The sequence below is a fragment of the Saccharopolyspora sp. 6V genome, from assembly GCF_020176785.1.
Classification (GTDB): Bacteria; Actinomycetota; Actinomycetes; order Mycobacteriales; family Pseudonocardiaceae; genus Saccharopolyspora_C; species Saccharopolyspora_C gregorii.
Genome location: NZ_JAIUKB010000108.1, coordinates 1 through 15,537 on the forward strand (window position 1 = coordinate 1; position 15,537 = coordinate 15,537).

The 15,537-nt window shown below is 66.2% G+C and carries 12 protein-coding genes and 1 pseudogene; 12 read left to right on the forward strand and 1 reads right to left on the reverse strand.

The window, feature by feature from the left end; genetic code table 11:
• Nucleotides 1-143: 143 nt before the first annotated feature.
• Nucleotides 144-419 (reverse strand): CRISPR-associated endonuclease Cas1, encoded by a 276-nt coding sequence (cas1, locus tag LCD35_RS20860; RefSeq protein WP_225044703.1) that lies wholly within the window; start codon nt 417-419, stop codon nt 144-146.
• A gap of 173 nt (nt 420-592) precedes the next feature.
• On the opposite strand from cas1, the gene LCD35_RS20865 reads away from it, so the two are divergent.
• From LCD35_RS20865 to LCD35_RS20925, 12 genes and pseudogenes are all read left to right on the forward strand, one after another.
• Nucleotides 593-2,806 (forward strand): tetratricopeptide repeat protein, encoded by a 2,214-nt coding sequence (locus tag LCD35_RS20865; protein WP_225044704.1) that lies wholly within the window; start codon nt 593-595, stop codon nt 2,804-2,806.
• Between the two features lie 39 nt (nt 2,807-2,845).
• Nucleotides 2,846-5,707, forward strand: coding sequence for a CRISPR-associated helicase Cas3' (cas3, locus tag LCD35_RS20870; RefSeq protein WP_224966709.1), 2,862 nt, complete (start codon nt 2,846-2,848; stop codon nt 5,705-5,707).
• Between the two features lie 129 nt (nt 5,708-5,836).
• Nucleotides 5,837-6,469 (forward strand): type I-C CRISPR-associated protein Cas5c, encoded by a 633-nt coding sequence (gene cas5c / locus LCD35_RS20875; RefSeq protein ID WP_225044705.1) that lies wholly within the window; start codon nt 5,837-5,839, stop codon nt 6,467-6,469.
• Nucleotides 6,469-8,289 (forward strand): type I-C CRISPR-associated protein Cas8c/Csd1, encoded by a 1,821-nt coding sequence (locus LCD35_RS20880; protein ID WP_225044706.1) that lies wholly within the window; start codon nt 6,469-6,471, stop codon nt 8,287-8,289. The genes cas5c and LCD35_RS20880 overlap by 1 nt, the downstream gene beginning before the upstream one ends.
• A gap of 13 nt (nt 8,290-8,302) precedes the next feature.
• Complete coding sequence (gene cas7c, locus LCD35_RS20885) at nt 8,303-9,214, forward strand: type I-C CRISPR-associated protein Cas7/Csd2 (RefSeq protein ID WP_225044707.1); 912 nt, start codon at nt 8,303-8,305, stop codon at nt 9,212-9,214.
• A 344-nt stretch (nt 9,215-9,558) separates the two neighbouring features.
• Nucleotides 9,559-10,626 (forward strand): TIR domain-containing protein, encoded by a 1,068-nt coding sequence (locus LCD35_RS20890; protein ID WP_225044708.1) that lies wholly within the window; start codon nt 9,559-9,561, stop codon nt 10,624-10,626.
• Nucleotides 10,627-11,212: 586 nt separating this feature from the next.
• Nucleotides 11,213-11,674 (forward strand): hypothetical protein, encoded by a 462-nt coding sequence (locus tag LCD35_RS20895; RefSeq protein WP_224955781.1) that lies wholly within the window; start codon nt 11,213-11,215, stop codon nt 11,672-11,674.
• On the forward strand, nt 11,674-12,735 hold the full coding sequence (locus LCD35_RS20900; RefSeq protein ID WP_225044709.1) for a site-specific integrase: 1,062 nt from the start codon (nt 11,674-11,676) through the stop codon (nt 12,733-12,735). Before LCD35_RS20895 ends, LCD35_RS20900 begins: the two co-directional genes overlap by 1 nt.
• A 29-nt stretch (nt 12,736-12,764) precedes the next feature.
• Nucleotides 12,765-13,222 (forward strand): annotated as a pseudogene (locus LCD35_RS30800) (DUF2637 domain-containing protein).
• 142 nt (nt 13,223-13,364) lie between these two features.
• Nucleotides 13,365-13,793 carry a hypothetical protein gene (locus LCD35_RS20915; protein WP_224955784.1) on the forward strand — a complete coding sequence of 143 codons (429 nt, stop codon included), beginning with the start codon at nt 13,365-13,367 and terminating at the stop codon, nt 13,791-13,793.
• A gap of 732 nt (nt 13,794-14,525) precedes the next feature.
• Entirely contained in the window at nt 14,526-15,032 is a 507-nt protein-coding gene (locus LCD35_RS20920; protein WP_308011248.1) for a hypothetical protein, read from the forward strand.
• Between the two features lie 199 nt (nt 15,033-15,231).
• Complete coding sequence (locus LCD35_RS20925; protein ID WP_255615308.1) at nt 15,232-15,477, forward strand: tyrosine-type recombinase/integrase; 246 nt, start codon at nt 15,232-15,234, stop codon at nt 15,475-15,477.
• The last annotated feature ends 60 nt before the right edge of the window (nt 15,478-15,537 follow it).

A 15,537-nucleotide genomic window follows, 5' to 3' on the forward strand; every position in this document is an offset into this window, starting at 1 on the left:
ACGCATTCGCTGGGAACGCCGCGCCGACATCCACGACAGCCTCCTCCAACTCACCACCTGCCTCATCCAACACCGACGCGCCCAAACCTTCTGTTAGCAGTTCTCAGGGCGGAGTGCCGCCAAGCTCGTTCGCGTGCTTTCGATCAACGATCGAGCACGAACGCCCTGCCGTCCGCGGTGAGCGCGACACCGCCGGCTGGATCTTGGGTGGTGTGCTTGGCAGTGATCTCCTTCCGATTGAACAGCGACAGGACGAATCGGTCGACGAGCAGTGGCCGGAACTCCTCCATCAGATCGAGCGCTAGCGAAGGCTTTCCCGAACGAACTCCGTGCAGGTATCCGATATAGGGATCTAGCCCGACCTGTTCGAGGGCTCCGGTCAACGCCACGCGGAGCATGCCGTAGCCGAAGGACAGCACGCAGCCGAGATCACACTCGAGTACGGCAACATTTCGCTTGCCTGGCGCACTTTACTCCCGACGAGAGCTGCAGCACGCGTCCGCTGAAGAGCGCTCGAACGGCGGTACCGAGGCTACTCCGGGAGCGGTCGAATAGCGCTTGATCAACGGGATCGGCAGGGGGAGACATTTGCATGCCCGGCTGGGGCGAGCACGAGCATGCCGACGGAACGAGCAATGCCGTGGCAGGTCGCGCCGGCATGGTGATCCAGGCGGGCCGCATCGACGGTGCCGTTCACGTGCACCAGATCGCGTTGGACCCTCATACCCCGAGGCAGCTCCCCTCCGCCCCGCACTCCTTCATGGGCCGCGATGCGCAACTCGGCACGCTGCACGCAGGTCTTCGTGCTGAAGAAGCCCAGGACGGCTCGCCGCCGATCGTCCTCTTGTGCGGAACTGCGGGCGTCGGCAAGACAGCCCTGGCAGTGCAGTGGGGCCACCAGGTTCGGGACCGATTCCCGGACGGGCAGTTGTACGCGAACCTGCAAGGGTTCGGCCCGGTCGAGCCGGTCGAACCAGCCGAGATCTTGGGAAGGTTCCTACGCGCGCTGGGCATCCCTGCCGGGAACGTTCCAGGAGATCCCGACGAACGGGCGGCGCTGTACCGAACCACGCTCTCCCCGCTCCGGGTGCTCGTCGTGCTGGACAACGCCGCATCGGAACGACAGGTCCGCCCGCTGGTCCCAGGCTCTTCCCGATCCCACGTGGTCGTGACCAGCCGGCGAGTTCTGTCCGGGCTCATCAGCACGGATGGCGCCGAACTTCTGCAACTCGACGCGCTGAGCGGAGAGAGCAGTACCGCCTTGTTGCGGATGTTGGTGGGCAACCGCGTCGACGACGAGTCGGGGGCGGCCGGTGAGCTCGTGCGGTTCTGCTGCGGCCTACCGCTCGCGCTGCGCGTCGTGGGGCAGCTCGCGAGCACCCGACCGTTGACGCCGTTGGCCGAGCTCGCGGAAGAGCTCGCTGACGAGCGCAGCCAGTTGGACGTGCTGGAAGCCGAGGACGACCCTGCGACCGATGCACGAGCGGTCTTCTCCTGGTCCTACGACAAGTTGTCCGACGAGGCCGCACGGGCCTTCCGGATGTTCGGCGTGCATCCGGGGCGCGAACTGGATCGCTACGCCGCGGCCGCGTTGCTCGACACGAGCCCCAGGGACGCCAACCGGGCGCTGGATGCTCTCGTACGCGCGCATCTCCTCACCCAGCCGATCTCCGGGCGCTTCAGCATGCACGACCTGCTCCGGGTGTACGCCATGGAAAAGGCCCAGGAGCACGACACGGGGCCTGCACGCGAGGCCGCGCTGCGGCGCATGTTCGAGTACTACCTGCACGCCGCCGAGCGCGCCGACAAGATCCTCACGCCAGGCCGATACCGCATTTCCCTGGCAGGCGAGACACGGGAATCGCCCGAGCTACCGGACCACGAATCAGCACTCCGGTGGTTCGAATCCGAGTTGCCCAACGTGTCGGCGCTCCTGCCCACCGAACGCATCGCGCGGGACCCCGACCTGTGGCAGATGGCGTACACGCTGCGCGGGTACTTCTTCATCTCCAAGCACTGGGAGGAATGGGTTCGCACCCACGAACTCGCGCTCGCGGCCGCCCAACAGGCTTCGGACCGGCACGCGGAAGCCCACACCCGAAACAACCTCGGGCTGGCGCTGTTGGAACAAGGACTGCTGCGCGAGGCATCCGAGCACTACGAGGTGGCCCGGGAGCTGTTCAGGAACGTCGGGGACGAACACGGCGTCAGCAACGCGATGGCCAACCTCGCAACGGTGCTGCACCACCGGAACGTGCTCGAAGCAGCACTGCGGGAGAACGAGGAGGTTCTCGCCCGCTACGAGGATGTGGGCAACGACCGCAACGTGGCGATCACGTTGCGGAGCGCGGCGCTCGTCGAGATCGACCTCGGACGCTTCGGCGCCGCGATCAGCCGCCTCCGCCGAGCGCTTTCCATCTTCCAAGACCGAGAATTGCACGTCGACGCCGCGATGGCGCTCAACGGGCTCGGCGAGGCCCACCTCCCCGCCGGCAACCCGGACGAAGCACGACGAGCCCACGAGCAGGCCCTGACCCTCGGAGCGGAGTGCGGCAGCGGCTTCGAGCAAGCACGAGCTCTCGAAGGACTCGGTCGCGTGGCGCTGGGCGAGGGTGACGGCGCCTCGGCTCGCGAGTTCTGGGAAGACGCGCTCGGCCGCTATCGGCGGCTCGGTGCGCCCGAGGCGCAGCAGCTCGTCCACGAGCTGGAGCAGCTCCAGCGCGGGGCGGAATCTGCGGCGACACAAGCCCCCGAGCAGTCCGGCGCTGATCCGCCCGAGAACCGCGGAACCAACGACCACTGCTGATCCACGAGCACGGGCACAAATGCCGACCTGGGGGCAACCATGGCCGCACGTCCGGAGGGGGACGACTCCGCCCTCGTCGTCTTCATCTCCTACTTGCACGAGTCAGACGAGCACAAATCGGCCGTCCGACAGCTCGCAGACCTCCTTATCGACGAGGGATTTGATGTCCGAATAGACGCCTACACTTTGATCGATAGAGTGAACCTTCAGAATTGGATGCAGCAAGAGATCGAGAAAGCCGACTACACTCTCGTCATCGTCTCACCAAACTACGAGAAGGTAGCTCTTGGCGAAGTGAACTGGAACCAGAGCAGAGGCCTCCGTGCAGAAGTAGAGATCATGCAGTCTAAACTCAACTTCGATCGCACCACCTGGACCCCGAGGTTCCTACCGGTGCTCATTCCCGGACACACCGTTGACGAAATCCCAGAGTTCCTCGGTCGCTCAGTATGCACTCACTACGAAATCGACGGCTTCACGGCAGACGAAGCAGGAGACCTACTCGACGTACTATACAAATTTCCAAGTTCTATTCCACCCAAGCGGGGAAACCTGCAAGAAAATAGACAGCGCCACCTGGAACGCAAGAAGTCCCGAGCACGAGGTGGACACCAAGCTTCAACGATTCCTCCCGCCAAGAGCGCAACGAAACCAGCGGAGCCACCACACCCGCTCATCGCCGCCCACAGCCCGAACGAACGCGGCGACTGGCACTCGCTCGGTGACCACAGCCGTTCCACCGCCACCCTCGCTCGGGGCTTCGCGGAACACTGGGGCGCGGGACCACTGGCCGAGGCGTTCGGACTGTTCCACGACGCGGGCAAAGCTTCCTCGACCTGGCAGCGCCGCCTTCGCGAGGTACAGGGGTCACGAAGCAGTGTGGGTAGGCACGACGAGCTCGGGACCCGCATGGTGAAGGACGTGGCGCACCTCGGCGCGATGGCAGTGCTGGGACACCACAGCGGGCTCAGCGGTGTCAGCGAACTCAAGCGAGTGCTGCGTGCCTCCGCTCCGGAAGGGGAAGCCGAGGCGAAGGCACGGTTCCTCGCGGAAGTGCCCGAGGCCCAGGAGATACTCGATGGTGGTTCCTTGATCCCGCAAACGTGGATCGAGGACCCGCTGCTGTACGAGATGGGCCTCCGGATGACCTTCTCCGCCTTGGTCGACGCGGACCGACTCGACACCATCGCGCACAAGAACGGCACCCGGCCGACCGGTGAATCCGCTGCGGACATGGACGTCTTGGTCAAGCGTTTCGAGGATCGCCGCGCCGAAATGCTGAAGGAACTCCCCCCGCGACCGATGGACGCCGTACGCCAAGACGTCTACGACAGCGTCCTCGCGAAGGCGACGCTGCCACCGGGGATCTACCGCCTACCCGCGCCGACCGGAGCCGGCAAGACCCTGGCACAAGGCGGTTTCGCGCTGCACCACGCGAAGAAGTGGGGCAAGCGGCGGATCGTGGTCACGATGCCGCTGATCACCGTGACCGAGCAGAACGCCCAGATCTACCGGCGTCTGCTCGACCAGACCGGCGCACCCGTCGTCCTCGAACACCACTCCCAGGTGCACATCGACGAGTCGAACGAGCGTGAACGCGCCGAGTGGGTGAAGGCCGCCTCGGAGAACTGGGATGCGGCGTTCGTGGTGACCACCACGGTCCAGCTGTTCGAGTCGATGTTCGGCAGGCACCCGTCGCAGGTGCGCAAGCTGCACCGGTTGGCGAACTCGGTGCTGGTGCTCGACGAGGTGCAATCGCTGCCGCCTCGACTGCTGCTGCCGATCCTGGATTCGCTGCGCCTGCTGGTCCAGCACTTCGGCACGACGGTGCTGTTGACCTCGGCGACCCAGCCCGAGTTCCAGAGCCTGTCGGTGTGGCGCGAGATCCAGCTCGAACCGACGAGCCTGATCGACGACGTGGCCGACCTGTTCGAGCGGGCCCGACGCGTGGAGTACGAGTGGCGACTCGATCCTCGCCCGACCTTCATCGAGGTGGCGGAAGAGCTGGTCGAGCAGGAACAAGCCTTGGTGATGGTGAACAGCACCAAGGACTCCCGGCGGCTGTACCGGTTGCTGAAGGAGCAGCGCGACGACGTCTGGCACCTGTCGAGCAGGATGTACCCGCGCCACCGAAGTCGTGTGCTCGAAGAGGTCAATCGGCGGTTGCAGGAAGCGCAGCCCGTCATCCTCGTCGCGACCCAGCTCGTGGAAGCCGGGGTGGACATCAGCTTCCCCCTCCTCTGGCGTGCCATCGCTCCCGCTGACTCGCTCCAGCAGTCAGCCGGACGAGCCGGCAGGCATGGCGAATCCACCGCTCGTGTCGTGATTTTCGACCCCTCGGACGGACATGCCCCTCCGGAGTACAAGACGCGCATCGCGGTGACCCGTTCGCACTTCGGTCCGGGCAAGGCGGATCCGGACGACCCGACGGCCTTGCGCGAGTACTACCTGGAGCTGTACCGCAAGCTCGGGCTGGAGGGCTCCAACATGCGCAACGCTCGCCACCTCAATGCAGGGCGCACGATCCAGGAGAGCCGCAAGAGGCTGGAGTATCGGGACGTGGTCGACGGGCCTTCGCGTGACGCCGGCTTCGAAGGAGGCCGACGCGATCGCGACAAAGCGTTCCGCATGATCAGCCAGAACTCGGTCCCGGTGGTGATCCACGACGGATCTCCCGAACAGCAGGCACATCTCACCGCGTTGACCGAGGACAAAGCCGACGCCGCGGCCGCCGTTCGTGCATTGCAGGGGTGGATGGTCCAGCTGCCGATCTGGACGGTGGACAAGCTCCGCGACGGGCACCTGGAGCACGTCGTCGGCGATCTCAACATCTGGCGCGGGCCCTATGACGAGGGAGTCGGCATCGACGAGGAGCCGCTGGTCGCGGAGAGCACCGGCTGAACGCTGCCACCACGTGCTCTATCCGGGTGAAGATCGGCGAAAGCGGAGACCATGACCGGACAACTCCCCGAACATCGTTGTGTGGCAACGACATCGAGTCCGGACGTGCAACGCGGCAAGGTCACTCCCGTGTCCGTCGAGGTCTGGGGGGATGGGGCGCTGTTCACCAATCCCGCGTTGAAGGCCGAGCGGGTCACTTATCCCGTCATGACGCCATCAGCAGCCGTGGGCGTGCTGGAGTCGATCTTCTGGAAGCCGGAGATGCATTGGCGCATCGAGGCCATCGAGGTGCTCGAACCGATCCAGCAGTTCACCATGCGCCGCAACGAAACCGACGACCTGGCCGCGCTCACCGACGCGGCCTACGGCAACCGCCGAGTCGACACCGCCGGCAACCGCGTGCAGCGCAACGCCGTCTGCCTGCGCAAGGTCCGATACCGGATCCACGCCCAGGTCGATCTCGCGGCAAGGGCGAACAAGAGCGCTGCAGCGTACCGCGACCAGTTCCGCCGACGGGTCGAGAAGGGACGCTGCTTCACGCAGCCCTACCTGGGGACGCGCGAGTTCACCGCGTACTTCAGCGAAGTCACCGAACGCCCACCGCTCCAGTTCTCCTCATACCTCGGATGGATGCTGCACACCGTGCACCACGGTGATAACGGCGAGCCGCTGAGCTTCTCCTGGTTCGAAGCCGAATTGCGCAATGGTGTCCTGCACGTTCCCCGGTCGGGCACCAGCGGTCGGGACGGGGCACCGAGCTGATGCTGCATCACATCGTGGAATACGCCCGCGAGCACTGCGACCTCGACCGTCCTTTCCACCGCGTCCGCGAATGCCAGTGGGAACTGGACATCCGCACCGATCGGGGCGAGATCACCGAGGCTCGCCTGACGCCGTTGGCCGACGAGACGGACGAGGGCAAAGGACCCGGGTACCCAGTGCCGACCTTGTACCGATCCAGCAAGGTCGACCCGCTGCTCGCAGCCGACACGGTGCAGTACGTCCTCGGCTGGGCCGACGAGAAGGCCAACGTCGCGCGCACCGCGCAGTATCACAGCGCCTTCGCGGACCTCATCCAGCGTTGGAGCGGAAGCTCCCACGCCACGGACGATCCCATCGCGCAGGCTCTCGGCCGCTTCTACCGCGAGCACCGAGTGGCCACAGTCGAACGACCCGACGAGTTCACGTCGAATCAACGGGTTCTGCTAGCGGTCGACGGCCAAGCCGCGCACGAGGCGGACTCGGTCCCGCCGTTCTGGTTCGACGAGGTGCTGCGCAGAAAGGGCACCGGCACATCCGGGACGTGCCTCGTGTGCGGGCAGATCAGCCCGCTGCTGAGCAGGATCCCGCTGCCGATCTCCGGAAAGCTCGTCCCGGGCGCGTCCAATGAAGCGGTCCTGGTCAGCATCAACGAGCGTGTGTTCGGCTACGACCTGAGCGAGGCGCTCCACCACGTACCCGTGTGCGCGACCTGTGGTGACGCGCTCTCCGCCGGGCTCGAAGACCTCCTCGAGCGGGACTCCATCACGTTGCGCGGCCAGGACAGCAGGACCGCGTGGTGGCTCGTGAATCCGAAGATCCCCACCCATATCGACGCACTCGACAAGCCCGACCAAGAGCAGATCCGCCATCTGCTGTACAGCGTGTGGAAGCCCGATGAAACCGACGGCGCGGGCCGCCTCGACGAGGAATCCCTAGGAATGTTCTATGCCTTGTCCGTCGGCGGCAACCGGTCCCGGATCATGATCCGGGACTGGATCGAGATGCCCCTGATCCAGCTCGAATCCAACATCCGCGACTGGTTCCTCGATCACGAGACCGAACCCGCCTGGCCGGACGGGCACCGCATGCACGGCATCAAGGATCTGGCTCGCTGCCTCGGGAGATGGGAAGCACGGCGGGGCCGGTACGTCGACTTCACCGACCGCAGCTCCGATCGGCCTCGCTACATCATTCGAGAACTGCACCGCTGCGCGCTGCGCAAGAAGCCACTACCGCCCGCGTTGCGCGCCCACCTCGTGCACCGGATCTCGTCCGACGGTCACGTCGACGATCGCCGTGCCGCGCTCATCCGGCTGGCACTGAACCGCAGCGCGTCCACCAAGGAGAACCGCTCCATGCCACCAGGACTCGACCCGGATCACCGGGACCCCGCCTACCTCGCCGGCAGGCTCTTCGCCGTTCTCGCCCAGCTGCAAGCGGCGGCGAACAACAACCGGGAAGCGAACCAGGACGATCCCGACGCCGAACAGCAGCAAGAGCTCAACACCACCTACACCGACCGCTTCTTCGCCGGAGCGGCGCGCAACCCGTGTACCGCCCTCGTCACCGGGCGCCTCGATGCGAAGGCGTGGTTCAGCAAGCTCCGCCGCACCGGCCGAGGCGGACTGTCCACCCACTTCGAGAAGCAGCTCCACGCCATCTACGGCCTGATCGACGCGACCGACGGTCTCCCCGCCACGAACAACCTCCAGCAGCAGGAGCAGTTCATCCTCGGCTACCACCACGAACGCGCCGCCCGCCCCACGAAAACAGAGCCAGGCGCCGAGGAAGAGCCCACCGACCAGCCCACCGATGACTGAGGAGCACGAATCCATGACCACCGCGGTACACCTCGATCCTGCCGTGCGGCACGACATCGTGCTCCTCTTCGACATCACCGACGGCAACCCGAATGGTGATCCGGACGCCGGCAACCGGCCTCGCATGGACAGCGAGACCGGGCACGGACTGATGACCGACGTCGCGATCAAGCGGAAGATCCGCGACACGCTCCCCCTCGCGTGCGGCGACGACATCGAGCGGTACGGAATCTTCGTCGAAGCCGGGTACGCCCTCAACACCCGCCTGGAAGAGGCCTACGAGACCCACGGCTGGGAACTCGAAGAGCAGGGCAAGAAGCGCCAACGCACGATCACGCCGGAGCAGGCCGAGCAGGCCCGCGCATGGCTGTGCCACCGCTACGCCGACATCCGCCTGTTCGGCGCCGTGCTCTCAGTGGGTAAGACCAACGCACTCGGACAGATCCGCGGCCCGTTCCAGGTGACCATGGCCCGCAGCATGGAACCGATCGTGCCGATGGACCACGCCATCACCCGGGTCACGCAGACGAGGCAAGCGGACATCGACAGGGGCGAGAGCACGGAGATGGGCGGCAAGTGGACCGTGCCCTACGGCCTCTACCGAGCCGAGATCTCCTACTCCGCCGCACGCGGCACCAAGACCGGCGTCGACACCCGGGACTTCGAACTGCTCTACCGAACCCTCGAGATGATGTTCGACCACGACCGCACCGCCAGCCGGGGCGCGATGTGCACCCGCGGCCTCTACGCCTTCAGCCATGCCGACGCCTTCGGCAACGCCCCGGCACACAAGCTCACCGAACGCGTCCAGGTCACTCGAGCCACGGATCAAGCGGAGCCGGCGCGGCGATTCGGCGACTACACCGTTGCCGTAAACGATGCCGCGCTCCCTCACGGCGTCACTCTCACCAAATTGGTCAGCTGATCGACGCGATCTCATCACCGGGTGTTGCGGCAGTACGTTTGCCTGAGCCCACCCCAGAATCGGGCAGGATCTACCAGAAGGGACAGCCACGGGGGATCTGAACGCCGCGCAGGAAGCCTTTATCCGGCGACAGCGAGTCAGTCTGCTCGCCTGCATCATCACTGCCCCGTCGCACGACCTCGATCTCGAGCTGCCGACGGGACGACCGCTTCGCGCAAGAAGCGTCAGGAGTAACATCGCGATCCACCAAATCGCTGCTCACCGGAGAGCCACGGCACCAGAAAACAACACCGGCAAACCCAAGGCGGGTGCGAAGAGCGGACGCGGTGCGCCATAATTCCGACGTGGAGAACACCTACGACTACGACGTCGCCGTCACCTTCGCAGGCGAAGATCGCCAGTTCGTACAGCAGGTGGTCCGGGAAGTCACCGACGCCGGCTACAAGATCTTCTACGACCAGGACGAACAGGTCACACTCTGGGGCGAGGACCTCACCGAGTATCTCCCGAAGGTCTACGAGGAACGCGCTCGTTACGCCGTCATGTTCGTATCGCGCCACTACGCGGCGAAGGCTTGGACCAGGTTCGAACGGCGGAGTGTCCTGCTTCGCGCATTAGAGCAACCAACGCCCTACCTGCTGCCGGTAAGCCTCGACGGCACACAGCTCGAGGGTGTGAGATCATCCATCAGCTTCCTCGACGGGGCGTCGATGGGTGCCAGCGGCATCGCCGAGGCAATCCGGCAGAAACTCAGCGGCGCGACGGCGGGCCGAGGCGGCAGCTTCAACGGTTGCGTCCCGCGCGATGAACACCAGGCCACGATTCTGGTCGGCGAGCGCCCTGCAGGCTGGGAGTACCTGCTGTTCTCCTACTCACTGGTGCGCGGTGTCGATGAACTCCACGAACGGTACCTCGACCATCGGATGGGTTACGCTCCGTCGTCCGACTTCGTTCCTGAACACGAGGTCCAGCACTTGGTGCAGCGCGAACTGGCGACCGTGTATAGACTTTCCAGGAATTTCGGAACCGTCCTTGCGGCTCCCGCACAGCGATCCGCGTTTGGCGTACCGGGCGAAGCGGGCAACGTCGAACAGATCCTCCACCTGGCGAGACGCTACGTGTCGGTTTATCAGTCATTCATCGATTGGGCTTCCCATCTTCGCAGCTATGCGACGGTGTCCGACGAAGCCCATGACGTGTTGGAAGCGCTTGCCCAATATGCCCGGCAGCCAGTGGAACGGCTTCGGGACTTTGCATACGAGTTCCGAGACGAGGCCGACACGATGCACGCAAAACTCGTCGCCGGGGAGAACATCTCCCTCAAAATTACACTCTCTCTCGAGATTTCGCCGGAAGATTCAACGAACTTCGACCGTGCCCTTGAACGCTTCGAGCAAGCCCATTCAGGATGAACCCGAAAAGCAGACACCGACTGCGTCTCGCGAAACGCAACGGCTCGACGTCACCCCGAACGCCCGCTACCACGTGGCTTTCAGCTTCGGCGTCCGCTAATGCCTCGGTTAGCCGTGGCCCGACTCGAACTCCAAGTACTCTTCCGATCCATGTTCCGACGAGCGCCTAGCCTATCCCTGGCCGTCGTAGCGTGTTCCAAGGACAACGGCGTCGTGTACGGCGTACACGAGCTACCTGCGAACTGGTGATCTAGCGACCCAGCAGAGACCTCTCACCTCGCCGTGGCGGGCGCCCTTGCCAGGAACACGCGCCGACGATCACTGTCGAAGTGTTTTCCTTCACCGAAGCCCCCATCACGATCGTCCGTAGCAGGCTCGAATGAAGGAGGTTACGATCGCGGCATGGATACGCGCTTTGCGCGGATCCGCTACGCGGAGGGGCTTGAGTCCCCCCTCGGACACCAGTGGGTGGGATCCCTCCCACTCGAACGGAAGCAAGTTATCAGCCGACAGGGCGATGTGACGCAGTGCGTCCATCGTCCTGTCGTGCTGTGTGGCTGCCCCTGCATGGCCCGAGGTGATGGCCGTGGCTGATGCGTTCATTCCCGCGGTGATCCCTCGGTCCTTGTCCGGTGTCGCTGCGTCCGGGGCCAAGCCGGGTCGCAGCATGCCGGTCCCGGACCTGGCCGCCAGTCCTGGCGAGATCCACACCGTGTATCGGATCGCTTCAATCGACCAGCGAGGCCGGATCGCCGAGCGATCGGTGGTCCAGGCGTTGGGATGGTGCCCGGGAGAGCGACTGCAGTTCGGCCTGATCTCGGAGTCCGTGATCGCGGTGCTCCCGGACCCGGCCGGGATGTTCAGCCTCGCCCGCCGACACCACATCCCACTACCGGTCACCGCACGCCGGTGGTGCCACCTGCAGACAGCCGACCGAGTCCTGCTAGCAGCCGCACCACAACACGGCAGGCTCGTGATCTACACCATGAGTGCACTCGACGCCATGGTCACCGCTTCCCACTCCCCCGCTCCCAGGGGTGACGCGTGATGACCACCGGTTCGGAAGAACACCCAGGCGCTGCGGAACTCGAAGCCGCGCGCCTGGTGTTGGAACGCATGGGCGTCGCACCCGCGGACCTGCTAAGCACCGACCAGCACAACCGTTCGGTGGCACCGACCTTCGCCGACTACATCCCGCAGGTCTCAGCCGCGGTATCTCACGGCACCCGCCGGGTGTATTCGTCGTATTGGAAGCGCATCGCACAGCAGTGGGGCGATCGGCGGCTGGACGAGCCCACGCCGTTGGAGATCAAGCAGCTGGCCGAGCACGTCCGGGAGCACGTGGTCTCCCGCCGCAACGCACGCGGAGGCCGCAGCGCGGCCGAACACCTCATCGCCGCGATGCGCTGCCTCTACAACCACGCCGTCGCCGACAAGCTGATCGCCGAATCAGACAACCCGGCCCGCCGAGTCCCGAAACCGCGCCGGCTGCCCAGCACCCGCCGCGGCCTGCCCGACACCGGCCTGGACGAGATCAACCAGGTGGCCGCCACCACCGGAAACGATCCCGCACTGGACACACTGCTGCTGCGACTGCACACCGAAACCGCCTGCCGCCGCGGCGGCGTCCTCGCGCTACGCCCGCAAGATCTCGACACGCAACAGTGCTTGATCGCGCTGCACGAAAAGGGCGACACGGTCCGCTGGCAGCCCGTCTCGCCCACATTGATGCGCCACCTGCAAGCACACGCCGAGCAACGAGGTGCCGCACTCGAAGGCGGACGGTTGCTGCGCTACCGCTCCGGCAAACCGATCACATCCCGACGCTACGACCACCTCTGGAAAAGGATCGGAACCCACCTGCCATGGGTCGCCACCCAGCAGATCAGCACCCACTGGCTGCGCCACACCACCCTGACCTGGGTCGAACGCCACTTCGGCTACGCCGTGGCCCGGGCCTACGCAGGCCACACCGACAGCGGCGGGGATACCGGCACGACCACGACCTACGTCCGCGCCAGCCTCGACGAAGTCGCCACCGCCCTCGCGGCACTCACCGGTGAATCCCACCCACTGGCCGCCGCCTCACTGCAAGGAGGTGCACGATGACAGATCGCTACCGCGCACCGGTACCGGAGATGTCCCGAGGACAGATCGCGGCATGCGTGGGTTCAGTGGTCATCGGGGTGGCACTGGCCGCCTACGGGGCAGCGGGCTCGTACCAGACCGCGGCCGCGGTCGCGGTCGAGAAGCACCTTCCCCTGCCTGAGCTCGTGCCGCTCGGCCTCGACGGAGGCCTACTCGGCATCGTCCTCGTCGACCTCGTGCTGACCTGGATCAGCTGCGCCAACCCGTCCGGCTACTGGCCTTCGGCACTGTCGCCGCCAACGCCACGGCAGTATGGTCGGATCTCGTGGCGGTCGGCCTGCATACGGCGGCGCCACTGATGCTGCTGGCCGTGATCGAATCCACACGCACCGTGCTGCTGCGCCGCATCGGCGCCCGCACCGGAACCCTGCGCGATCGCATCCCGCTCGCCCGCTGGTTCCTCGATCCCTGGCGAACCTTCCTGCTGTGGCGGCGCATGGTGCTCTGACACATCACCAACTACTACGACGCGCTCGACGACGAGAGGCGAATTCGGCATGCCAGAACGATTCTACGATCTCACCACAGACCACAGTGGAGAAAGAAAGTCCCCGCAGAATGGGCATGGCTACTCGACACCGGCACGAACCGTGCAGCAGATCACCAACCTCACGCACCGGTTGATGGGCCATGCCGAGCATCAGCGGCCCAGCGTCGACGATATGCGGCTATTTCAGGAGGGCGCCACCTCAAGGGCCACGATCCAGTCGCCTGAGGCAGAACAGTCCGATGTGGACAGAGCAGGCGCCCACCATGAACAGAACACTGGCCCCGGACAAGACCATCCGGCAAACTCAGGCGTTGCGGATCCGCTGGCGCAGCGGGCTTTCGGTGTCAATCGGAAACATTGGCGCCTGCATGGGTGGACCGCATCCGCCGACACGTTTCGCCGGAACCTGAAGATCGGTTCTGACCGAGCCCGCACACTGGCCCGCATCCTCAAAGACCACGACCAAGCTGCGGTCTGCAACATCACCGACCCGGAAAGAACGGACCAGCGAACCCCAGTACCGGAATGAGGCTTCCCCAGTCGGCTGGGGGGGGGGGGCCCCCCCCCCCCCCCGGGGGCCCCCCCCCCCCCCCCCCGACCCCGCCAGCGGGGGGGCGGCGCCAGAGACAAAAACACCCCCCACAACCCCCCCCACCCCCACCCCCCCCCCCCCCACACCCCCCCCCCCCCCCCCCCCCCCCGGCGGGGGGGGCGGCCCCCCGCCGGCGCGCCCCCCCCCCCCCCCACCACAGGCCGATGCTCATCCCGTGGCCAGTTGGCCAGCAAAGTCATCCATCCCGCACCAGCGAAGAGCCAGCCACGCGCCGGTTGTTACCGCCTGATGACGAACCGCCCTACCCCCTGAGCTCCCCACGCTGCCCGGCGACCGGAGTGCAGCGGCCTGGGGCGGTGGTGACGACGTGTCCGCCCGACGGCGCAGTGTGGGCGTGACCAGCCAGGTTCTCGGCGCCACCCGGCTCATCGAAAAGCGGCCTGTTCCGAGCCAACCTGTCTCGAACCCGAAGACGGTCGGACTTGCCGATCCCTAGACAGTTCGCGGAGTTGCTGCGGCTCTACACCTCGCTCAACACCCGCCTGGCCTACGCCGCCGACCTCGGCATCCCCCTGGAATGGGTGCCCGGCTACCAGCCACCGAGCACAAACCGGCGGGCGCGGCCGCGCCCGCCGCGCCCAGCCCAGTGGCCTGGAGCGGCTGCCCTGGTGTCTGCGCAACGGGTCCACCTCTTTCGCCGACGTTCGGGTGGAACACGTCGAACGCTGGCTGGCCGCACTCGCCGAGGCCGGCTGCCATGACACCACCCGCGCCCGGATACTCTCGGCGGTCTCGGCCTTCTACCGCAAGTACCTGCTGCGCACCAGGCTGGTCACGCACAGCCCGGCGGCACTGGTCGACCGCCGCTCCCAGCACCTCAACCAGACCCAGGACACGCGGTCCCAGACCGTGCTGTGGTCGTTTGAGGTCTGCCGGGCGCCGCGGCTGGCCACCTACCTGCTGGCCGAGCACCACCGCTACGGCCGCCGCGACCGTGCCACGATCGAAATCCTCATCGGCACCGGTATGCGCGCCGAAGAACTCCTCGTTATCAACCTCGACGACTACCACCGCAGGCGCCCCCGGATCCCCGGCCGCGCTGCGGGTACACGGCAAAGGCGGCAAAGACCGCCGTGCGCTGGCCCCGCCCGCGGCCGACGCTGTCGACGCCTTTCTCACCGACCGGCGCCCCGCGCAGACTCCCGCGCTGCCTGACCAGACCAGCGCCCGCCCCGCCGAACCGCTGCTTATCACCCAGACCGACGCGCGCGTGCACGCCCCACCTGCAGGCCGTGCTGCGTCAGCTGTGCACGACCTTCGCGCCCGCCCCGGACGCCCCGCCACCCGGGCACGGTGGCGCCGGGAGCTACTCGCCGGTGAGAAGGCTGCGTTCATCGCCACCCATCTCGCCCTCTTGCGCGACACAATCCACCCGCACTCTGCACGCCACTCCTACGCCACCCACGCCAAGAACCGCGGCGCCGAAGCCCGCCAGATCCCATGCGACCTCGGCCACGCCACGCTGACCACCACCGAGGGCTACCTCCACGACGCCGCCGCCCTCGCCGACTCCGCCGCCCACGACCTTGCCCCCGCACTACACCGCGGCTGGCTTCCTACCGCCGCACCCCACGGCGACGAACAGGACCAGGACACATGATGACGCCCGAGTTGGGTTGCGCTCGCGACTCCCTTACGCCCAGCCACGGGCGCGTCTGGT

Excerpts from the sequence above, each read along its gene's own strand:
- LCD35_RS20880 (WP_225044706.1), top strand. The coding sequence starts at position 6,469 with ATGCTGCATCACATCGTGGAATACGCCCGCGAGCACTGCGACCTCGAC.
- LCD35_RS20865 (WP_225044704.1), top strand. The coding sequence starts at position 593 with ATGCCCGGCTGGGGCGAGCACGAGCATGCCGACGGAACGAGCAATGCC.
- cas7c (WP_225044707.1), top strand. The coding sequence starts at position 8,303 with ATGACCACCGCGGTACACCTCGATCCTGCCGTGCGGCACGACATCGTG.
- LCD35_RS20900 (WP_225044709.1), top strand. The coding sequence starts at position 11,674 with ATGACCACCGGTTCGGAAGAACACCCAGGCGCTGCGGAACTCGAAGCC.
- cas3 (WP_224966709.1), top strand. The coding sequence starts at position 2,846 with ATGGCCGCACGTCCGGAGGGGGACGACTCCGCCCTCGTCGTCTTCATC.